Origin of the sequence: Trichocoleus sp. FACHB-262, assembly GCF_014696035.1 — a bacterium.
Taxonomy (GTDB): domain Bacteria; phylum Cyanobacteriota; class Cyanobacteriia; order FACHB-46; family FACHB-46; genus Trichocoleus.
This window is the reverse complement of record NZ_JACJPK010000046.1, coordinates 1-21790: the sequence shown is the minus strand read 5'-3', so window position 1 is coordinate 21790 and position 21790 is coordinate 1. Positions and strand designations below refer to the sequence as shown.

Genomic DNA, 21790 nt, shown 5'->3' with positions numbered 1-21790 from the left:
TTACCTACGCTCTAGAGCTTTAGTTTTTCAGGAAAGATCTGCTAGTTATGTTGGCAATGCTTAATAGCTGTCTTCACCGGGAACTGTGTCTGCACCAGGCTCGGAAAAGTCTTGCTGCATTGAGCCTTCGCAGATGGCTTGCCATTGGCAGAAAAGTTCGTAGCCGTGTAAATCGGTATTCCGATAGCGCTTAATAGCTTGATCCAACTCTTGAGGAGTTCGGGGAACTGGAACTGTGCAGGTAAGCTCAGGCATAGTTAAAACCTCGACTGACAGAACTAAATGCTGTGACTGGAAATCCCGTGACTGGAAAACCGTGGCTGAAACACGGAAGTTGAAATGTCTCTAACTCCAATGTAATCAAATTAAGACAGGAATGGTATCTAAAGTTACAATTTTTAGACTGTGGATAGGGTAAAGGGCAGGAAGCTCATCCTGGCGATCGCATTTGCGACATAACTGAGACTTCACTTCCTTAGCCCCTGTTGTAACATCGGTTTTTGATTGAGTGGTGAATTTCCTGTGAAGTTATTTCGAATACTGAGTGGTTTTACGTAAAGCTTGCTACAAACTAAAGATCGTTCTTGCAACGAATTTTCTACAAAGTTAGATTGAACAGGCTTTATGAGAACAGTACTAACAGGAATTTCGGGAGCTGCGATCGCGATCGGCAGCTTGACCTTAATTAGCCAGCCCAGCACCGCCGCCACCCTAAGCTTCAATCAAGTGTATTTTTTTGGCGATAGTCTGAGCGATCCTGGTAACGCCTATAGAGCATCAGCCGGGTTAGTGCCCCCTAGCCCTCCTTATGCCCAGCGATTTAGCAATGGCTCTGTTTGGGCGGAATACTTATCAGTTCAATTGGGTCTTAGCCCTGTCCCTAGCACTCAGCTTTCGGCTCAAAACCCGCCGCTGCAAGGAGCCAATTTTGCTTTTGGGGGTGCCACTTCAGGCACAGCCAATACCGTAGTTCCCCTTTTCCCAGCGCTGCAACAGCAAATTGCCCAGTTTCTTAACTTGCAGCTTCCTGCTAATCCGAATGCGCTCTTTGTGCTGTGGGCTGGTGCGAATGACTATCTACCAACAGAAAGTACTTTTCAACCCTTTACCAATCCCAAGCCCTCTGTCACCAACATTACTACAGCAGTTAGTGCGCTAGAGGCGGCTGGAGCACAAAATATTTTGGTGGTGAATCTACCAGATTTAGGCACTTTACCGCTAACCCGTACTACCACTGATGCCCCGAGGCTAAATGCCTTATCCAAAGCTCACAATAATTTCCTCTTCCGCCAAATGAGGCGCTTAGAGCGATCGCCTGGTTTTGATGCCAATATCATTCCGCTTGATGTCAATGCTTTGTTTCAGCAGGTCATCAACCAACCGTCTCAGTTTGGCTTGACCAATGTCACCGATTCTTGTTTTGTTCAACAACCATTCAGCATTTGTAGCAACCCCAATGAGTATCTGTTTTGGGACAGAATCCATCCCACCACAGCCGCTCACCAGTTGATTGGTAATTTCGCCTTCGATAACCTCGTTGCTCTATCTTCACCGGCAACCGCAACAGCTTTCGCCGCACCTGAACCTGCCAGCACAGATTTGGCAACTTCAACCTTTGCTGCCTTCAAATCTGCGTCAGCTCCAGACTCCGCAACTTTGACAGCCCTGCGATCTAGCAGCCAGGCTTCAGCTTCTGTCCCTGAACCCACGACTGCTTGGGGGCTTCTAGCCTTAGCGGGTTTGGGAATCAGCCAAGTGTGGCGGCGTCGAGAAGTTTTAGCAAATGGTCCTGCTAGCGTTGTTGAGGCGGCTGAAACGCATACACATCTCGGATAACTTGAACCCAACCTGCTGCCAGCGACTCTAAGAGGCGATCGCCTTTTTCGGCGCTGGCAGTGGTCGGGTCACCAATTACTCCACTTTGGCTCAAGTCTCGCGTGGTCCAAGCAAAAGGTAGTTTACCTTCTATGCTCAAAAGACTTCCTTCGGGCTGCTCTGGGGGATATTCCGCGATCGCCTTTTCCATCCGAATTTGGTTTGGTAAAATCGCCAGCATCAAGCTGGTTTCCGCATCTCCCGCATGAATGCCCAACTTCAGTTCTTGAGGACTGAGGAGTTCTTTGGCAATGTGTGGAGCTTGCCAAACGAACAAAGGAAAGATACTAAAATCCTTGTACTTGACATGCAAATCCCGCGCCGCGATTTCTAGTACTTGGGGCTGTCCACCGTGGGAGTTCAGCAGCACTAACTTACGGAATCCCGCTCTGTAGACACTTTCGGCAATTTCGCTGATTGTTGCCAATAAAGTTTGAGCACTGAGCGTAATTGTGCCCGGAAAATGCCAGTGCTCGTTGGACTTGCCATAGTACAGCGGTGGTAAGGCATAGGCAGAAACGCTGGCCTCTAGCTGCTGCAACGCTTTACCCAAAACAGCCTCCCCGATCGCCGCATCCACAATTAGCGGCAAATGCGGCCCATGCTGCTCGATCGCGCCTAGAGGTTGCACTAGCACCACATTGGCTTTATCGGGCATCGCTTGAATTTCTGTCCAGGTGAGATAGGGGAAAAACCGCTCCGGAGGAATAAAGCTATGCATAAATTAAAGTCTTTATTAAAAAATTATCCTGATTCATTCAACACCGAAGTTCACGGATTGCTTCAAGCTAATTCGCAGCCTCTCATAATCTGGAATTCCATTCAGTTCAGTATAAGCACGAAGATTCCGCTTCAGCGATCGCCCCAAACATCGCTAGCTCAATCACACGCGATCGGCTCTTGATTTAATTCTGACGCTAACTCGAACCACAGAATCAGTCTTTCAGCGATCGCAGCGTCACAAATTCCCACTAAATTCTCTCAGCAGAGAGCCAATAGCCGTAGATTTACCGATTTGCTGGTTTAGGAGCACAGGCATCGTAAGGAGACTTGAGTTTTGGTCACTCAAGTTATGCCGTGTGAAGTTGATTTTAGGAAGGTTAGATTTTGCTAAAACAGTGGACAAGTTCGCGCTCCCTCACAGCCGTAACCACTCTGGTCGTCCGAGGTTTGTTGATGGGAGGGCTAGCTCTGCCCGTGGTGGTTCCTGCGGCTCAAGCCAGCACCTATGATTTTCAGGTAGAACCATCATCAACGACCCCTTCGCTTCCTCCTCAAGTGATTGCGCTCCGCCGCGCCATTATTGGACAAGAAAGTGGCGCTAATTTTCGAGCTGTGAACCGCCATTCAGGAGCCTTGGGCTACGGTCAGGTCATGCCTGCCAACATCCCCAGTTGGACGAAAGAAGCCCTCGGTCACTCCATTACAGCTTCAGAATTTCTCAACAGTCCTGAACTCCAACTCCAAGTGATTGACTTCAAACTCAATCAATATTGGCAAGCTGCTTTAGTTGCCAGTAACGGGGATGAAGCGATCGCCGTTCGTCGGGTGGCTTCCCATTGGTACAGCGGCAAGCCTTATCGCTATAACCACACTACAGCCAGCTATTATGGCGGACACCGGTACCCCAGCGTTGCCGAGTACACGCTAGCAATCTTGCAGCGCTATGAACAGCAAAAAGGATTGTTGGGAATCGACCAGCTAGGTTACAGCCCTTGGTAAACGGTTGGGGTTATGTGGGGTGGGCAAAGCCCGTTCCACAAACCCAGTTCAGCACAATATGGAAAATGTAGATCTTGAGAAAGCTTGCTAGGTGACAGTGCGACTGAGTGTGGTCGCTAGAATAAGGCTGAGAGCGATCGCTAGATTGTAAAAGAGAAAGCGATCGCTTCACCTTAGAAAACAGACAGCCTGAAGTGATGCACTTACTCAGGTGAGTCAAGCGGGTAAGCCAGGGGAAAGCAGATGGGCAAGAAGAAGCAGGCAGCCAAGAAGGCAGCGGCAGAGAACGGCATCAGTACAGAGATGTATCAGGCTCAAAAAGCCGCCAATCAAGCCACCGATGCGATCGCAGATGTGATGACTCCGGAGGATAATGTCGGCGATCGCCATCCTAGGCCAGATTATCCTCGGTATCGCGTCCGTCCTGGGCATCCGATTGTTCTAACCGATCTCGATCCTAACGAGTCGAATGCTTACCAAAATAAAAAAGATGCAGAACAAGAATTGGAGCGGCAAAGGCAACGCCTCCAAGAACTACAAGCCCGCTTATTCGCTGAGCAAAAGCAAAGCCTATTGATCGTGCTACAAGCCATTGATACTGGCGGCAAAGACGGCACGATCAAAAGTGTGTTTCAAGGCGTGAATCCCCAAGGTTGCCAAGTTTGGTCATTTAAGCAACCTAGTGTCGAAGAACTCAATCACGACTTTCTCTGGAGATACCATCAACGGACACCGGGACGAGGCATGATCGCCATCTTCAACCGATCGCACTACGAAGATGTGCTGGTGACGCGGGTGAAGCAGTTGGTGCCAGAACAGATTTGGCGAGGGCGCTACCAGTTGATTAATGAGTTTGAGCATATGTTGGCTCTGAATCACATCACGGTGCTCAAGTTCTTTCTCCACATCTCCAAAGATGAGCAAAAGCGCCGCCTCGAATCTCGCTTAGCAGAACCCGATAAACGCTGGAAGTTCTCGATAAATGATGTCAAAGAACGTCTCCTTTGGGACGACTACCAAATAGCCTTTCAAGATGCGCTCAATTCTTGCTCGACGGAATATGCGCCTTGGTATGCAATTCCTGCTAACAAAAAGTGGTATCGAAATCTGGTAGTGGCTCGCACGATCGCAGATACTTTAGAATCCATGAATCCTCAGTATCCTGCTGAACCCCCCGGATTAAATGAGATTGTGATTCCCGATTGAGCGATCGCGCCAGATCATGAGGCGCTACTAGTCTTGGGGTTGGATGAGCTTTGCCCACTTAACCTGACAAATCCAATTGGTGAATTAGTAGCTCTAGAAATAGATCAATAATCAGCAGAGAGATCATGTCGAGCCCATTACCAAATCCGGTTAACACACCTGCTTGGTGGCAATTGCTCAATTGGATTGCCGACCCGATCCAATTTCAGCAGAAATACAGCCAGCAGTATGGAGATATGTTCACGTTGCGGCTGGGGAGTCTAGGAAGACCAATCGTGGTGGGCAATCCGCAAGCGATCCAGGACATCTTTAGCCAAGATGCCAAATTTGATATTGGTCGAGCCAATGCGATCGCGGAACCTCTGATTGGGCGTAACTCTCTGATGTTGATGGATGGCGATCGCCACCGTCGCGAACGCAAACTGTTAATGCCGCCTTTTCATGGAGAAAGGCTCCAGACCTACGCCCAACAGATCTGTTTGATCACAGAACAGGTTGCTAGCCAATGGCAAGTGGGGCAAACCTTTGTAGCTCGAACAGCAATGCAGCGAGTGAGTCTAGAGATCATTCTGCAAATTGTCTTTGGCTTGAGTGAAGGAGAGCGCTACGAGCAACTTAAACCCCTCCTCACGCAATGGCTAGACATGACAGATTCTCCACTCCGCTCTAGCTTCCTATTTCTGAAATTCTTACAAAAAGATTGGGGAACCTGGAGTCCTTGGGGCCAAATGCGGCAACGGCAACGCCAAGTGCATGCTCTCCTTCAGGCAGAAATTGAAGAGAGACGTACACAAGGAGAAACAGGTCGTAAGGATGTCCTAAGTCTGATGATGGCAGTGCGAGATGAGCAGGGGCAAGCCATGACCGATGAGGAGATCCGAGACGAACTTCTGACCATCTTGTTTGCGGGGCACGAAACAACAGCAACCACTCTGGCTTGGGCTTTCTATCAAATCCATTACAACCCTCAGGTGCGAGAGAAGTTGCTGCATGAACTAGACAGCATGGGCGATCGCTCATCTCCAATGGAGCTAGCTCAATTGCCTTACCTCAATGCCGTTTGCCAAGAAGCATTGCGAATGTACCCCGTTCTCCCAGTAATTTTCCCTCGCGTTGCCAAATCACCTGTGCAGATAGCAGGCCAGGAGTTTGCGCCTGAAACCACTTTTATCCCCAGCATTTATCTGGTGCACTACCGAGAAGAGCTGTATCCCAATGCTCAACAGTTCCAGCCAGAGCGGTTCCTAGAGCGGCAATACTCCCCTTCAGAATATCTCCCGTTTGGCGGCGGCAGTCGGCGCTGCTTAGGATACGCTTTAGCGCAGTTAGAAATGAAGTTGGTCTTGGCAACAGTTCTCTCTCAATATCAACTAACCTTGGCAGATAACGAGCCCGTGAAACTCCAACGCCGTGGCTTCACCCTCGCTCCTAAAGGTAGCGTGCGAATGGTGATGACTGGAAAGAGATGAGTTAGGGATATTGACTGGATAGAGCTGGGGAGGGGCGATCGCGCCCTTAACCCGCATTGCATTGTATAGAAGAGATGTCATTTAGAGTTGATGAAAAATATTAGATAAAGAGTATGGAAATAATTTGGAAAAAGATTGATAGTTGGTTGACAACCCATGCACCTCAAGTTATGGAAAGTCTCCATTCAGAAGCGACTGATGAGGAGATTGCTCAAGCAGAAGCATTTTTTGGCGTAGATTTTCCTGATGATTTGAGGTTGTCTTACCGGATACATAATGGTCAGGCTGAAGACTCTTATTCCTTATTCCCAGAATTGGAGTTCCTCTCTCTTCAGAGCATGATTGCAATATCTCAAAAATGGCAAGATTGCGCAAATGAAGATTTTAGATGCGCTCCAGAAGATATCTCCGAAGGAATCTGGAACGGTTGGTGGAATCGCTATTGGATTCCATTCACAAATGAAAGTAACGGTGCTTGCGAATGTGTAGATTTAGCCCCAGCAGCGGGGGGGTGTGTCGGACAAGTAGTTATTGTTGAGTGGCAAGAACCAGCTCGACAGCTAGTTGCTCCTAGTTTTCGAGCATACTTGGAGAGATTCGCAGATACCTTAGAAAGAGGAGAATATCAGTTTTCCGAAGATGGTTACGGGTTAGTTGATTTAGTTGACTTTGAGATACTAGAGTCTAATAAGTAAATCCTTGCTTAAACTCATACCGAGATTAATGATCTCATTGCATACCAAATGCATAGCTGTATAGAGTGTTATTTGACAAGAAGCCAAAAATTTCAAAAATCGCGATAAACAATTCGGATGCAGCGGCTTGACCGAGGCCGCTTGGGTTGAATGCAGGGGTATCGGCAACCACTGACCCAAACCGTTGTGCCTCTCAAAGCGATTTCAGAAATGCTAACTTCTATGGTAATTTGTCCTATCAATTGGGCAGTTTTAGACTCAGCGTTTGCATCTAGTTTGAGTGATTTTGAAGATGCTGTTCAGATAGCTTGTACTGTTCTCAAAAATTAGATGCAGTCATCAGCCGTGATCCTGATTTTTCAAGTAGTAGTGCTGATACCGTTAGGAGCGATCGCTAGTCGGACAATCTCATCTCATACTTAGAACGAGTCATCCGTCATCACTCAAACTTAATTTTTTGATAATTTCCGATATTTTTTGCAGTTGTGCTTAGACTGTGGAAAGCTCGTATCAAAAAATACTTCTACTGATGCGTCTTACCCAATTTTCAGCGATCGCCCTCACGCTTGTCTTTTCTTTCCTACCCGTTCACTTGCCTGGATGGTCGAGTTCGGTAGCAATTGCCGAGGGCAAACCCCCTAAAATCGATCGCCGAGAACGAGCAATGCTACTGCTCTCTAAAGCTGAGTGGGTATATTCTGCCAGGTTTCCAGAAGCCAGCCTGCCTCTATACGAGCAGGGATTTCGACTCTTGCAGGAAGTAGGCGATCGCACTCAAGAAGCCGATGTTTTGATGGAGCTTGCAAATAGAATTCGCTTCAGAGGACGGCTTCAAGCAGCGCTGCCCTACTATCAAAGAGTTTTGGCACTTCATCAGAAAGGCATTGTGGTTGCCGCTCCGCAGCGTTTGCCGCATCGAGGGAAAGCATCTGCCATTGCGATCGGCGATATTTATCAGGCATCAGGACAGTTTGACCAGGCGTTATCTGCCTATGAACAGGCATTAGCCTTCAAACACGAGATCGAGGGGGAATGGACGAATGCTAACATCGTCACCAAGATGGGGACAGTTCATCATCTAGCTGGACGACCCGAACGAGCGATCGCGGCTTATCAGCAAGCCCAATCTCTATATCGGCGGATGGGGGATAACTTACCGGGTGTCTTCTTTCAAAAAACCAAACTGCTCAATCGCATCGGATTGGTGTATCAATCACAAGGACAGCCTAAGTTAGCGTTAGCCGCTTATCAGCAAGGGTTAGCGGCTCTGGAAAACAGACGCGGAGAGCCTGAAAGAATTGTCGATCGGGTTTTGACGCTAGAAAATATCCGCGATCTTTATCAGGCACAAGGAGAGAAGGCGCAAGTCGCTGCCTATACACAACAAGCAAAAGAGGCGCTATCAGAACCGCTGCCAGCTTTGGATCTAGGCGGAACCGATCACTTTCGGAGAGCAGAGGTGCTGGCAACCATTGGTAGCTTTTACCTGGAAGCGGGACAGCTTAAGCGTGCCAAGTACTACTATGATCGGGCAGTGGCGATCGCCCGTGAATCCCCCTTTACGCCTGCCGAAGATAACATCCTGAGCAGGATGAGGACCGATTATCGGCAGCTAGGGCGGCTGGAACAAACTCTATCTGTGCAACAGCGACAAATGGAGATTTCTCGATCCAAGGGGCAGTCGATTAACATTGCTGCATCGCTACAGTTCTTGGGGGAGACGTATCAGCAATTGCAACAATGGCAACCTGCCCTGTCAGCCTATCAGCAGGCATTGTCCACCCTTCAGCCCAGCCAAAAATCTAACCACGAGCCTCTCACAACTGCTCTGTTACACTTTCGAATTGGTACGGTTTATCAGGCACAGGGGCAACCTGAACAGGCGTTGGCTGCCTATCAGCAGGCGTTAGCACTTTATCAAGAATTTTGGTTTCCTGAAGGACAAGTGCAGGTGCTTCAGCAAATCGGCAAACTTTACGAAGCTCAAGGTAAGGTTGAACTTGCACAACAGCATTATCAGCAAGCAGAAACGCTCCTCAATCAGCTTCTTTCATTTTTTCGAACATAGCCGCCTTTAGCGTTCTAGCCAAGCTCGCATCTTACCTGGATTGAGCAAGCCGTAGGGGTCTACCATCTCCTTAAACTTTAGTTGCTCTACGTTAATCGTCTTCATGCCTCCATCTTCCAGGATGTAAGTATGGGGATTGAAAATAAAGGCTCCCTGCGCTTCGTGGTAGGTAATAATCTCGTTGAGGCGAGCTTCTGTGGTGTAACGCACCAACTGGAGAGCGGCAGGACGAGCCACGCCACCGACGCGGAAGAATTCTAGGTGCATCATCAACTCATCGGCGAAATGATGATAGATGTGTTCTACCAACTTAAGATTTTTGTCATCTGGAAAGAGAGTTTGTAAATAGGTAAGGGAGGGATCAACACTGCGGGCATGGAGTGTTGTGTGGTTCCAGGAAAACTCTCCCAAGGGCATGCCGTGACTGGCTTCCTGGGCTGTTTTTTGCTGGCAAACAGTACCGCCATATTCTTTAACTAAATCTGCTAAAGATTCCAAGCAGGACTCCGCCACCATTAGCAACGCACAGTGAGAGCCTCCTGGGATGCAGGAACGGAGCGCTGCAAAGTAGGTAGGAACTGGCCAAGCGTGGATACTAATTAGTTTCTTGATGATGCCATCGGAGTCTGCCAAGGTTTGCCCAAAGCGAGCCGCCGTCATGAAGTCAGGGAAACTGACAATCCACTCGGCCCAAGGATAAGCAGGCCCCAGAGGAATCTCCAATTCGGTGATAATGCCATTCACGCCATAGGCATGGTTTACCTTCTGCACCTCATCGCCCCGTAGCTCGATCACACGTGGCTCGTCTTCCATTGTCACGACCCGCACTGCCAGGAGATTGCCGCGATCGCGCAGTTGCCCATAGGTAATTGAGCCAATGCCGCCGCTGCCCCCCGCAATAAACCCACCGATGGTAGCGGTGCGGTAAGTCGAGGGAGCCATGCGAATCTCCCAGCCAATTTCTCGCGTTTTCTTGTCAAGGTTGGCTAGCTTCACCCCTGGCTCCACGCAAGCTAATCCCGGTTTAATCCAACGAATCGCTTGCATCGAACTTAAATCTAGAATCACCCCACCATTGAGAGGAACACACTGCCCGTAGTTGCCAGTTCCCGCTCCCCGCACCGTTAAGGGAACTCGGAACTTGACACAAGCTGCGGCCACGCGCAACACTTCTGCCTCACCCGCCGCCCGCACGACTAAATCGCCCTTTTTACCCGCCAATTGCGGCTGTAGCACTGGGCTGAAGTTGTAGTAGTCCTGTGACAGCTTTGCGACCTGCGCGGGGTCAGTAATGATTTCTAACCCTACCAGTTCCGCAATCAGGGCATCGAGGTTCATCGTGTTGACAGGGGTCGTAGTCATCTAGCAAATCTCCGTAAAGCCGCGCAGATGATCTAATTCAGCATAATCGGGTGGGGTGGTGTCAATAGCTCGGCCCGATCGCACAACCACTCGATCGTGCTGCGATCGCGACAGTAGCTCGCTAAAAGTGCGACCTCTAAACAAAATCAAATCGGCAGGTAAGCCCGCGCCAATGCGCCCAACCTCAGGCAGTTGCATCAAATCAGCGGGGGTTGTGGCGATCGCACGGGGCCAGTCTCCATAGGGGCGATCTAAATGAGCAATCTTGGTGGAAAGTGTAAAGACTTCCAGACAATCATGATCGCCAAAACCATGAAAGGGGTCGCGGCAATTGTCACTGGCGATCGCGACGGGAATACCTTGTTGGCGTAATTCATGCAGCAAAGTCACGCCACGCCAGCGAGGAGTGCGTTCGGGTACGCGGTCTTGCAGATACAAATTGCACAGCGGCAAACTGACAATGCCAATCTGGGCTTGCTGCACCAAATTTAATGTCTCTGCCACTTCTGCTGGATCTTGTACCGCCAAACTACAACAGTGCCCACAGACAATCTGCCCCTTAAAGTCGTGGCGTAGGGCTGCTGCTGCCACTTGCCTCAGCGTTTTGCTGGCTGGATCATCGGTTTCATCGGTATGGAAATCTAAATTCAGTCCTCGCTCCTGCGCTAAAACGAACACGCGATCCAATTGAGCGTCCAGCTCCGGATGCACAGGCGCAAATCCTCCCAACACTCCTCCCAACCCTGCTATTTTGTCTGCCAGAGCTTCTCCTTCGGGGGTGAGAAACATTTCTAGAGGAGCGAGGCAAACCGCTTGCAGTATTAGGCGATCGCGCCACTCCTGCTGGAGCAACCGAAACGCTTCAAAACTCTGCTGGGAAAACTCCCCGATCGCATCAATGTGAGTCCGAATAGCTCGCGTGCCGTGGGCATAGCTGCACTTGAGACCAAACTCCATCCGCCGATACACATCTTCCAAGTCCCAATGTTGAGCGGCATCCTTCTCGACTGTGGTCAACGCACTGGCAAACGTGCCGTCAGGATTTGTTGCTCGTTCCCAAATATGCCCTTTATCAAGATGTGTGTGAATATCCACAAAGCAAGGCCAAACCTGACCTCCTCGCAGGTCTAAGGAGGGTAAGGGAGATGTTTCCTGATTGGGATTAGGCCGCGATCGCGCCAGTTGAATCGACCGCACCAGCCCAGCCTGAATTTCCAGGTCAACTAATGCTAAGCCATCGGCATTCTGTTGAGCCGTAATCTCAGGGCGATTGCCTGCTAGCAAACAAACTGGAACGTGGGCATTCAGGAGCCAGTAATGATCAGAAGTTGGCAACATGCAAGGGTTAAAGATTTAATTCTCACGTTTTATCGCACTTTCATGCCAGTGGCGCAGCAAGAAATCAGACAACAGCGTCAGCACCATAAAGATCGCCACCCCTAAACCAGTTGTCATCAGCAGCGCCGCAAACATGCGCGGAATCTGCAAGTTATAGCTCGCCATCAAAATCTGATAAGCAATTCCCGCACGTGCCCCACCTGTCCCCGCCACAAACTCAGCTACCACCGCTCCAATCAACGCCAACCCGCCACTAATCCGCAGACCACCGAGAAAATAGGGCAGCGCACTCGGCAAACGCAGATACCACAAAGTTTGCCAGCGGGAAGCTCGGTAAAGCTGAAACAGATTCAACAAATTATGGTCGGCACTATTTAACCCCAACGTCGTGTTAGCAATGATGGGAAACAGCGCCACCATCCAAGCGCAGACCACCAACGCCGCAAATGTGTTATTCCGCAACCACACAATGATTAACGGCGCGATCGCCACCACAGGCGTCGTCTGCAACAGCACCGCATAAGGAAACAGACTCCGCTCAATCCACTTACTTTGGGCAAACAAAACTGCGATGGCTACCCCAGAAACCACCGCCGCCAGAAAAGCCACCAGCGTAATTTGTAGCGTCACCAACAACGCCGGAAATAACTCAGGCCAATCCCGAACCAGCGTCTGCAACACCAAAAGTGGCCCAGGCAAAAGATAAGGTGGTATCCCTGTCACCCGCACAAAGATATCCCACCCGAATAGAGCGACTACCGCGATCGCCAATGGTGGCAGAATATCAACGCCCAGTAGCACTTTTAATCTCTGCATTTCACTTGAAACCTAACCCCCAGCCCCTTCCCTTGTAGGGAAGGGGAGCCAGATTTGTATACCAAGTAGCCCAAAAGGAGAAATAATTGAAAATACCTTTTGGAGGAGGTCTGGGGGACGCAACCGTCCCTCAGCGGGAGTTTGGGGGCGAGTGTCTCCAAGGCTCGGATTTCCAAAAACATAACTCAGAACCCCGCTCCCAAAGATAAAGCCCCCGAAACCTCCCGACAATACTCATTAAACAACGACGACAAACGAAACTCCTCCGAACGCGGATAAGGAGCCGCCACCTCCACCTCCGCTACCACTCGCCCCGGACGCGCCGCCATCACCACCACCCGATTCGACAAATACACCGCCTCATAAATGTTGTGCGTTACAAACACCACCGTCCAGCGCTTCTGACTCCACAAACTCAGTAAATCACTATTAAGCTTGCTCCGCGTCATCTCATCCAGCGCTCCAAACGGCTCATCCATCAGCAAAACATCAGGCTGCGTCACCAACGCCCGCGCGATCGAAACCCGCATCTTCATGCCGCCCGACAACTCACGGGGATAGGCTTGCTCAAAGCCCTCCAGCCCTACCAGCGCGATCGCCTCAGCCACCGCTGCCCTAGCTGCCAGCTTGGACATTCCTACCAACTGCAACGGCAACCGGACATTCTCCAGCACCGTGGCCCAGGGCATCAGCGCCGCTTCCTGAAACACAAAGGCTAACTTTGGTGCCAGTTTTGAACTGGATGGACGCTGCCAAAACTTCCTCGCCGCCTTAGCGTCCGCTTGAACTGCGCCCCACGCAATCTCCCCAGAACTCGCCTCCCCCAAGCCTGCCATGATCCGCAGCGCTGTGCTTTTACCGCATCCCGAAGGCCCCACCAAACTAATGAACTCAGACTCCGCAATCTTTAAGTTCATCTCCTTCAAGGCGGTCGTGCCATTGGAGTAGACCTTACTGACTTGGTGGAACGCGATCGCACAAGAATTCTTAGCAAAACGAGACTCAGGCAAGTCTGGCTGGTGGCAGGATTCAGGGCACTCCTGCGCTGAGGGCGTATCCATTCCCCGCAATCTCCTTATCGTATGACCACAGCCTTAAAGATATCTTGGCAAATATCACTGCTTGTAGGAACAGCTCAGACTCTTTAAGCTTGATAAGCTTGGACTCCCTTATTCACAAACTGAAGCGTATAAGCCTCTTTGTAGTTAGTATTGGGCTGATATACAGACGCCGCTACCATGCTGTCAAAAAATACCTTCCAGCGATCGTCTGTCATCGCTCCGATTCCCAACTTCTCAGCATCACCAGACACCACAATGCCATACTGCTTCATTTTCTCCAAGCTATAAGCCAGCTGAGCATCAGTCATTTCAGGGTTAGCTTTTTTAATTAACTCATTACCCAGCGCCGGATCTTGAAAGTAGCTATACCATCCCTTGATCGAAGCATCCACAAATCGCTGGACCAAATCAGGCTGCTTCTCCACTAAATCTTTGCGGGTTTCGATCGTGGTGGAGTAAGGTCTGTAGCCGTAGTCAGCCAGCAAAAATGCGACTGGTTCAAACCCGCCTTCTTGCTTGATTTCAAAGGGTTCAGAGCTTAAATATCCTTGTTGCACAAAGGTTTTATCAACTAGAAATGGCCCCACATTAAAGTTGTAAGGACGCTTTTGGTCATCTGTGAAGCCATACTTGGACTTGAGAAATGGCCAAAAGGTTGTATTAGCTGCCGCAGAAATTAGAATAGGAGCGCCTTTGAGTTTTTCTAAAGAGTCACGGCCTGTTCCAGGATGAACCAGCAGCACTTGAGGATCTTTTTGGAAAATGGCAGCCACCGTTACTTTAGGGATGCCCTCTGCGATCGCTTTAATGGCATCTGACCCATATCCCATAAAAAAGTCAACTGCTCCTCCCATCAACAGTTGAGTCCCGTTGACCTGCGGCCCTCCCATTTGAATCGTCACATCCAAGCCATGTGCTTGGTAGATGCCAGCCGCCACGGCTTGATAAAATCCCCCATGCTCGGCTTGGGCAAACCAATTTGTTCCGTAGTTGACTTTATCAAGCTGGCCGTTCCCCGCCGCTGAACCTGCACCGCTAGAAGTAGATGGCTGGTTGTTGTTGGCACAAGCGGCCACAATACCACTGCCTAGTGCCAGCGTGCTATAGCGAATAAACTTGCGGCGGTTCAGTTGCCCCATGATCACCCTACCTTGTCCCCGAAAACTTAAAAATCAACCTTGACTCCCAGGAGATTAGCATTCCCTGGCTCTAGCCTGGGTTCTGTCAATTTAAGACAGGCTACTGTAACTTTGCCAAGCTTGCCAAAAAATATAGAGCGATAGAATCCCCAAAAATCCCCGAAAGATCAGGCTGACGATCGCATCTGGTAGTTTAGGGAGAAACCGCGTGCTGATCTGTGCTCCTACTAGCCCCCCCAGCCCCAAAAGCAAACCTTCCGTTGCTAGTACGTTGCCTGCTAGCGTATGCCCGACGGAAGCTGAGATAGCGGTAAGCACAATGACCCCCAAACTAGTTTGAATCGCTGTTTTGATCGGCTCTCCCAGCAGCAAGATTTGCAAAGGCACCATAATCACGCCACCCCCGACGCCAAACAAGCCAGCCAAGATGCCAGCGGCTCCCCCAGTTCCCAAACGCGCCATGAGTGGGTTGATCCGAGTCTGGGTCGCATGCGGCTCCTTGGCAACGAGGCGTTTGCGCAGATCGACCAAGTAAATATTCAGTAACAGCAACAGTCCAAAGGCTGCCAGCAAAATGTACGGGGCAATGCGGCTCGCCAAGTAAACCCCAATTTGGGCGGTCGCCAAGGCGGGAAACCCCAAGTAAAGCACTTGCTTGGCATTAAAATACCCCATCCGCCAGTTCTGGACAGTTCCAGAAATAGACGTAATCAGAATCGCTAAGCTACTCGTCGCCACTGCTTGCACTGGGCTATATCCCAAAGCCACTAGCAATGGCACCAAAACAGTGCCGCCGCCAATCCCTAAGAGCCCAGCTAGAATCCCAGAGAACAGACCGCCACTGGCAAGAATCAACCAATTTGCTGGCATATTAACTTAGTTGAACTTACTTTTAATTTATTTTCATATACTCAAAGCTTTATCTATTCAATTGTGAAATCGAGATATCACTAGGATGTAGGCTACGTAATTATGGTGACCTATATTTTTAAGCTCAAGTTTATTTAAGTGTTCAATGATTCATGACATTCCAGCAATTCTTTAGCAAATTGAAACCTGTTTTTCAGAAATTTCGGCGATCGCGCTTCATCGCGTTGTGGGTCGCTGGCTTAGTTCTAACCTTGTTGGTCGTCGTGCCTGCGTTCTCCCAGCCAACCGTTACCCTCAGCTTTCTGATTGGCGCACCAGAGCGACCCACCTGGGAACCGATCATTAAAGACTTTGAGGCGACGCATCCAGGGATTCGGCTCAACTTTGTGGAAGGCCCGAACGCTACCAATGCGGTTGAAGATCTATACACATCTTCCTTTCTTTTAGGCAGCTCTCCCTACGACTTGGTGTACATGGACATTGTCTGGGTACCTAAGTTTGCCGCTGCTGGTTGGTTAACAGATTTGTCGGATAAAGTTGCGGATACTGATCTCGCAGACTTCTTGGAAGGAGACGTAGCGGGAGGGCGGTATCAAGGTGGGCTGTACCGAATGCCTGTGCGATCGGACGCGGGCATGCTTTACTATCGCAAAGATTTACTAGATGCAGCAGGTTTTAAGCCACCAGAAACTTTTACAGAGTTGATGCAAATCTCCCAAGCGCTACAAAAAAGCGGAGCCGTCACTTGGGGCTATGTTTGGCAAGGTCGCCAATATGAAGGGGCTGCCGCCATGTTTGTAGAAGTGCTTGCGGGTTCTGGTGGTTTCTGGATTGATCCCCAAACCAAAGCCGTTGGCTTAGATCGGCCCGAATCAGTTCAGGCTGTGAAATTTTTACTAGACACTATTAACACGGGCGTTTCCCCTCGGGGGGTTGTGACTTACCAGGAAGAAGAAACGAGACGATTGTTTCAAAGCGGTACCGTCGCCTTTCTGCGAAACTGGCCTTACGCTTGGCCGCTAGCGAATGCCGAAGATTCGTCCATTCGCGGCAAAATCGCTATTAAGCCAATGGTCCATGCTGTTGGCGCTGAGAGTGCGGCTTGTCAAGGTGGCTGGGGCTGGGGGATCGCCAAAACTACAAGACACCCCAAAGAAGCTTGGGAAGCAGTGCAATATCTCACCAGCATCCAAACCCAGCGTAAGGTGACGCTTAGCACGGGCTATTTACCATCGCGGCGATCGCTCTACAACGACCCCGAAATTGTCCGCAAATACAACTTCTTCCCCGCCATGCTAAATGTGATCGACAATGCGGCATTGCGGCCCCCGATCGCTCAATATGCTCAAGCCTCAGATATTTTGCAGCGCTACTTAAGTTCAGCTTTAACCGGACAAATGACCCCAGAACGAGCCATGCAAGCCGCTGCTAATGAAACTCGTCGATTGCTAGGAACCGCTTGAGCTGTAGGAGCACCAAGGCCCAATGACGACAGATACAATTCGTCGAAGAGAACAGACGACAGGCTGGATTCTAGCTATTCCTGCACTCCTGTTGTTGCTATTAGTATTTGCTTATCCGATTGGTCGGGCGTTTTGGGAAAGTTTTTTCACCAAAAACCTCGGCACCGAACTCCAGCCTGTGTTTTCGGGTGTTGAAAACTACACGCGCATGGTGTTTGATGGCCGCTTTTGGGAAAGTTTGCAAAACACAACTATATTTACAGTTGCTTCTGTAATCCTAGAACTGCTGATTGGCATGGGCATTGCGCTGGTCTTGAACCAGTCTTTTCGCGGTAGAGGAGCCATCCGCACGATCGCGATTCTGCCTTGGGCGCTACCAACTGCCTTAATTGCCCTTGCTTGGACCTGGATTTTCAACGATCAGTACGGCGTGGTCAACGACATCCTTCTGCGCTTAGGGCTGATCCAGACGGGAATCAACTGGTTAGGTGAACCGACGCTGGCTATGATTGCTGTGATTATTGCCGATGTTTGGAAAACCACTCCTTTCATTAGCATTCTGTTGTTGGCTGGGTTGCAATCTATTTCCAATGATTTGTACGAAGCTCATGCTCTCGATGGAGCTAGCGCTTGGCAAAGCTTTCGGCAAATTACTCTACCGCTGCTAATGCCGCAGATTCTAATCGCTGCGCTGTTCCGATTTGCTCAAGCCTTTGGGATCTTTGACCTGATTGCCGTCATGACTGGAGGGGGACCGGGAGGGGCAACCGAAACCGTTTCTCTCTATGTCTACTCTACCGTCATGCGCTATTTAGACTTTGGTTATGGCGCGGCTTTGGTCGTCGTCACCTTTTTACTGCTGGTGTTGGCAGTCGCGATCGCCAGCTTCTTGCTCAGTAAACTCAGAGCCAGAGCGGCAGGAGTGGAATCAAGATGACAACTACTGATCGTCCTACTGGCACTCCATCCGAGGAAGTAGAAGCCGCAAAGCTACCCCCATCAGGTTTTTCTCGGCGACGCTTGGGAGTCGCGATCGCCGCAGTTCTGATTGCGCTGTTTTGCTTGGCTCCCATCCTGTGGCAGCTACTCACTTCTGTCAAAGTTAATGCTGATATTTCAGCCGTACCTACGGTTTATTTCCCCACCCGCTTTACTCTGAATCACTATACAGAACTGTTTACCCGCCGCCCGTTTCTGCAATATGTCGGCAACAGTTTTCTGGTCTCGATCCTCTCCACTCTTTTAGCGTTAGGTCTGGGAGCCCCCGCCGCCTATGCCTTAGCACGTCTCCGCATTCCTGGTGAACGGGTAGTTCTAGCCGCAGTCCTAATCGTGACTCTGTTTCCCTACATTCTGCTGTTCTTAGGTCTGCTAGAAGTAGTTCGGGCTTTAAATCTAGGCAACAACTATTTAGCTTTGATCATTCCCTACACCGCCATTAACCTGCCTTTGACCATTCTGGTGATGCGGAGCTTTTTCCAGCAACTCCCCCGTGACCTAGAAGATGCCGCCAAAGTAGACGGTTTCAACACCTGGCAAATGCTGACCCAGATCGTGCTGCCCATGACCTTGCCTGCCCTCGTCACCACAGGCATTCTCACCTTCATCTCTGCCTGGAATGAATTTATCTTTGCTCTCACCTTCATCACCCGTGAGGACATGAAAACGATTCCTGTCGCCGCTGCCCAGCTCGGTGGTGCCTCCATCTTTGAAATTCCCTACGGTCCGATCGCCGCAGCCACCGTTCTCGGCACCTTACCCCTCGTCATTCTAGTGCTGTTGTTCCAACGCAAAATTGTTCAAGGACTCACTGCGGGAGCGGTGAAAGGATAAATCTGAAATCGTTATGGCTAAACTTGAACTACAAAATTTAAACAAAACCTATACTCCTAAAGTTGTTCCGGTTAAGGATGTCAGCGTGAGTGTAGAGGATGGTGAATTCTTGACACTCTTGGGGCCGTCGGGTTGCGGCAAATCTACGATTTTGCGGTTGATTGCGGGGCTAGAAGCACCAACGCGAGGTCGCATCACGATCGCAGGTCGAGATGTCAGTCGCATGAGTCCGGGCGATCGCAATATTGCAATGGTGTTTCAGAGCTACGCCCTCTACCCGCACCTCAGCGTCTACGACAACATTGCTTCTGGCCTAAAACTCCGGGGCAAGCTCTCTGGTGAGGAAATTCGCCAACGGATTAGTGAGGTGTCTCGTGTGCTGGGTTTGGATGAGTTGATGAGCCGCAAGCCAGGACAGCTTTCTGGGGGCCAGCGACAACGGGTGGCAGTAGGACGAGCTTTAGTGCGCCGACCGGATGTGTTTTTGCTAGATGAGCCACTGAGTAACTTAGATGCTTTGTTGCGTGAGCATGTGCGAGCTGAGCTGAAGCAACTGTTTGAAGCCCAAAACACGCCAGTTGTCTACGTCACCCACGACCAAACGGAAGCCATGACGCTTTCGACCAAGGTTGCCGTACTTTCCAACGGTAGTGTGCAGCAGCTTGCCTCTCCCCAACACATCTACACTCATCCCGCCAACCAGTTTGTCGCAGGGTTTGTCGGTAGTCCCCAAATGAACTTGCTGACGCTGCCTTGTCAGGGCCAGTATGCCTTGTTAGGAGACACCAAAATTCCTTTACCCGCAGGCATTACTGCCCCCAAGCAAATATCGTTGGGCATCCGACCAGAGCATGTGGCCTTAGTTGGCGATGAAGTTCCTCAAGCCGTAACGGTGCAGGGCAAGATTTTTCTAGTGGAGAATCTGGGAATGCAGAATTTGCTAAGTGTCCAGGTGCAGCATCAGCAAGCCCACCAAATTAAGCTGCGGGCTTTACTACCCGCAGATCATAAGTGGGATGGTGAGGTAGTAAGTCTCGCTTTGCCCTTGGACAGAATTCACTGGTTTGATGTGGAAACGGGCGATCGCCTCAATCCTTAAATTCTCAAACATAACTTAGGTCTAAACAGGTTCCAAAATCCAGTAATACCCCTCATAAATCACTTTGAAGCCAGCCTCCCGGAAAATTTGCTGATTCGTTTCTTGATTTTCTGGCGAGGCAGGCAGGAGAGGCACGCTGGTATATAGCAATCCTTGGGGCGAAATTGCTTTTCTGAAGTTACGGAAGAAGTCGGTGATTTGCTCGGGTGAGCTGTAGGTATAGAGAAAATCGGAACGACTAAACAGATGCAGGCAGGCAATGACATCAAACTTCTCTTCGGCAGAGGGCAGCCAGTCGCCAATCTCCGAGAACTCCATGACTTTGTGCTTGTAGGAAAGAGGGTGTGAGTACTCCTGTTTGTTGTGTGGTCTGGGTTCAATTCCAGTGACTTGTGCCCCTAGAATTTGCAGGATTTCGGCGGCGATCGGTGGGTGATCGTTGTAGAAGTGCACTAGTAAGTCTTCATCATCTGGAGAAGGTGCATAAGAGGAGAGGGCACCACAGCCAATATCTAGAACTTTAAAGCCATACAAAGGGCTGGTGTTCATGTGGTCAAAATTGCCACACAGCGTCCCAGCTAAAAATAGAATATGCGGACTCAGAATATGGTCTTTTAGATCAATCTTGAATCCCTTAAAGCTAGGATTGCTCCTCATCATTTGAATGACGATTTGCTTGCCAAAACTATTGAGGTTATAGATCTTCGGATATTCATCAATCTGGACATCAAAGTTCTCTTTGATACCAAGCTTTGTGTGAAGTAGATCCCGTGACAAAGCTTCGATTTTAGCGGCTTCGCTCACTATCAGCTTGACGGGGGGTAATATCCTACGGTTGAGGATTTTTGAACTTCCACTTGCTTGTCTTTTAGAAGCATCAAAAGACATAAGATTCGGCCTAGACGTAGATGAATTGATCCATACGGATCATATCTGACGGAATTCAATTCTGACCTGTGTTAAGTTATTTTCCTAAATTGCCAAAGTTCAAACCATGCCTCATGAGTTCAGTTGACAACTTTTAGTAAGCCTCGGTGCAGCAGTTCATAAACTTGCTTGAGTAGGTTTTCTTCTTGAGTGGTTAGAGCAGCTTGGCAAGAGGCTTTCATAAGCAGGCGCTGGTCGAGGCGGCTAATTTGGCGGGAAGCCAGGATTTTAGCGATGATTTGTTCGAGGGTAGCTTGGGGGGCAACAAGTTCAACTGACATCTGCGTGTGGGGAACATCGACATATTTAATATCGGTGATCCCTCGGTTGCCACAGGTGATGTGCAATCAGGGAGAATGTGACAATTTGAGCGGGTGTCGGTGATTTAGATTACGAAGCTAAGCGATCGCCTGCCAGAACCCCCTTTTCTGCAAGTGTTTTCGGCTAGGGAAAAGCCACGATTTGACTCAAAAGCAAATTGCTGATGCTCTGGCAGTAGCTGTTCAAACCATCAGTATGGGAAGTTGGTAGAGCAGAGCCAAAGCTAACAATCCGCCAATTCAAGGCTCTGTTGGAGGTGCTGCAATGTTCAGCAGAAGAATTACCAGATAACTTAGGGCCAAGCGATCGTTCGGGCGTTGCTGAAAGAGTAATGCTGGCTTTGGCACAATGAAGGTATGAAATGTCCTCAATGTCACTCCACTCACACGGCTAAAAACGGTCACCGTCGCGGAAGACAGTGCTATCAGTGCAAGCAGTGTGGTCGCCAATTTCTCGAGTCTTACCGTCCTTGGGCTTACTCCGATGACATCAAGCAACTGTGCATCAAAATGTATCTCAATGGCAT

The 21790-nt window shown here is 49.7% G+C and carries 20 protein-coding genes; 10 read left to right on the top strand and 10 right to left on the bottom strand.

The features are described from left to right. Positions 1-60: 60 nt before the first annotated feature. A complete protein-coding gene (locus tag H6F68_RS09180) occupies positions 61-255 on the bottom strand; it encodes a hypothetical protein (RefSeq protein WP_190439226.1) in 195 nt (64 codons plus the stop codon). A gap of 369 nt (positions 256-624) precedes the next feature. Here H6F68_RS09180 and H6F68_RS09175 point away from each other — a divergent pair, with 369 nt between their 5' ends. Beyond that, on the top strand, positions 625-1836 hold the full coding sequence (locus tag H6F68_RS09175; protein WP_190558350.1) for an SGNH/GDSL hydrolase family protein: 1212 nt from the start codon (positions 625-627) through the stop codon (positions 1834-1836). On the opposite strand, the gene H6F68_RS09170 is transcribed toward H6F68_RS09175, so the two are convergent. After that, the gene (locus H6F68_RS09170) at positions 1793-2596 is read right to left on the bottom strand and encodes a creatininase family protein (protein WP_190558348.1); all 804 of its coding nucleotides are present in this window, start codon (positions 2594-2596) and stop codon (positions 1793-1795) included. The genes H6F68_RS09175 and H6F68_RS09170 overlap by 44 nt on opposite strands. A 386-nt stretch (positions 2597-2982) precedes the next feature. Between H6F68_RS09170 and H6F68_RS09165 the strand changes: the two genes are divergently transcribed. The 5 genes from H6F68_RS09165 (at position 2983) to H6F68_RS09145 (ending at position 9035) form a co-directional block, all read left to right on the top strand. Continuing rightward, entirely contained in the window at positions 2983-3597 is a 615-nt protein-coding gene (locus H6F68_RS09165) for a lytic transglycosylase domain-containing protein (protein ID WP_190439235.1), read from the top strand. Between the two features lie 243 nt (positions 3598-3840). After that, complete coding sequence (locus tag H6F68_RS09160; protein ID WP_190558346.1) at positions 3841-4803, top strand: polyphosphate kinase 2 family protein; 963 nt, start codon at positions 3841-3843, stop codon at positions 4801-4803. Positions 4804-4928: 125 nt separating this feature from the next. Continuing rightward, entirely contained in the window at positions 4929-6272 is a 1344-nt protein-coding gene (locus H6F68_RS09155) for a cytochrome P450 (protein ID WP_190558344.1), read from the top strand. Positions 6273-6385: 113 nt separating this feature from the next. Further along, positions 6386-6967, top strand: coding sequence for an SMI1/KNR4 family protein (locus H6F68_RS09150; protein WP_190558342.1), 582 nt, complete (start codon positions 6386-6388; stop codon positions 6965-6967). A 529-nt stretch (positions 6968-7496) separates the two neighbouring features. Further along, on the top strand, positions 7497-9035 hold the full coding sequence (locus H6F68_RS09145) for a tetratricopeptide repeat protein (protein WP_190558340.1): 1539 nt from the start codon (positions 7497-7499) through the stop codon (positions 9033-9035). Between the two features lie 6 nt (positions 9036-9041). Here the strand turns inward: H6F68_RS09145 and H6F68_RS09140 are convergent, their stop codons facing one another. The 6 genes from H6F68_RS09140 to H6F68_RS09115 form a co-directional block, all read right to left on the bottom strand. Next, positions 9042-10397, bottom strand: a complete 1356-nt coding sequence (locus H6F68_RS09140; protein WP_190558338.1) for an FAD-binding oxidoreductase — start codon at positions 10395-10397, stop codon at positions 9042-9044. Continuing rightward, a complete protein-coding gene (locus tag H6F68_RS09135; protein ID WP_190558336.1) occupies positions 10398-11735 on the bottom strand; it encodes a cytosine deaminase in 1338 nt (445 codons plus the stop codon). It lies immediately after the preceding gene. A gap of 15 nt (positions 11736-11750) precedes the next feature. After that, positions 11751-12551, bottom strand: coding sequence for an ABC transporter permease (locus H6F68_RS09130; RefSeq protein WP_190558334.1), 801 nt, complete (start codon positions 12549-12551; stop codon positions 11751-11753). A gap of 185 nt (positions 12552-12736) precedes the next feature. Then, positions 12737-13612, bottom strand: a complete 876-nt coding sequence (locus H6F68_RS09125) for an ABC transporter ATP-binding protein (protein ID WP_190558332.1) — start codon at positions 13610-13612, stop codon at positions 12737-12739. A gap of 83 nt (positions 13613-13695) precedes the next feature. After that, the gene (locus H6F68_RS09120) at positions 13696-14751 is read right to left on the bottom strand and encodes an ABC transporter substrate-binding protein (protein WP_190558330.1); all 1056 of its coding nucleotides are present in this window, start codon (positions 14749-14751) and stop codon (positions 13696-13698) included. A 90-nt stretch (positions 14752-14841) separates the two neighbouring features. After that, positions 14842-15621, bottom strand: coding sequence for a sulfite exporter TauE/SafE family protein (locus H6F68_RS09115; RefSeq protein ID WP_190439263.1), 780 nt, complete (start codon positions 15619-15621; stop codon positions 14842-14844). Between the two features lie 152 nt (positions 15622-15773). On the opposite strand from H6F68_RS09115, the gene H6F68_RS09110 reads away from it, so the two are divergent. From H6F68_RS09110 to H6F68_RS09095, 4 genes are read left to right on the top strand one after another with little or no spacing between them, the layout of a single operon-like run. Beyond that, positions 15774-17084: an ABC transporter substrate-binding protein gene (locus H6F68_RS09110; protein WP_190439265.1), complete on the top strand. Its 1311-nt coding sequence runs from the start codon at positions 15774-15776 to the stop codon at positions 17082-17084. Positions 17085-17106: 22 nt separating this feature from the next. Continuing rightward, entirely contained in the window at positions 17107-18021 is a 915-nt protein-coding gene (locus tag H6F68_RS09105) for a carbohydrate ABC transporter permease (protein ID WP_190439268.1), read from the top strand. After that, positions 18018-18917, top strand: a complete 900-nt coding sequence (locus H6F68_RS09100; RefSeq protein ID WP_190439270.1) for a carbohydrate ABC transporter permease — start codon at positions 18018-18020, stop codon at positions 18915-18917. The genes H6F68_RS09105 and H6F68_RS09100 overlap by 4 nt, the downstream gene beginning before the upstream one ends. 13 nt (positions 18918-18930) lie before the next feature. Continuing rightward, positions 18931-20016, top strand: a complete 1086-nt coding sequence (locus tag H6F68_RS09095) for an ABC transporter ATP-binding protein (RefSeq protein WP_190558328.1) — start codon at positions 18931-18933, stop codon at positions 20014-20016. A 21-nt stretch (positions 20017-20037) separates the two neighbouring features. Here the strand turns inward: H6F68_RS09095 and H6F68_RS09090 are convergent, their stop codons facing one another. After that, positions 20038-20904 (bottom strand): bifunctional 2-polyprenyl-6-hydroxyphenol methylase/3-demethylubiquinol 3-O-methyltransferase UbiG, encoded by an 867-nt coding sequence (locus tag H6F68_RS09090; RefSeq protein ID WP_190558326.1) that lies wholly within the window; start codon positions 20902-20904, stop codon positions 20038-20040. A 119-nt stretch (positions 20905-21023) separates the two neighbouring features. Then, a complete protein-coding gene (locus tag H6F68_RS09085; protein ID WP_190558324.1) occupies positions 21024-21224 on the bottom strand; it encodes a hypothetical protein in 201 nt (66 codons plus the stop codon). Between the last annotated feature and the right edge of the window lie 566 nt (positions 21225-21790).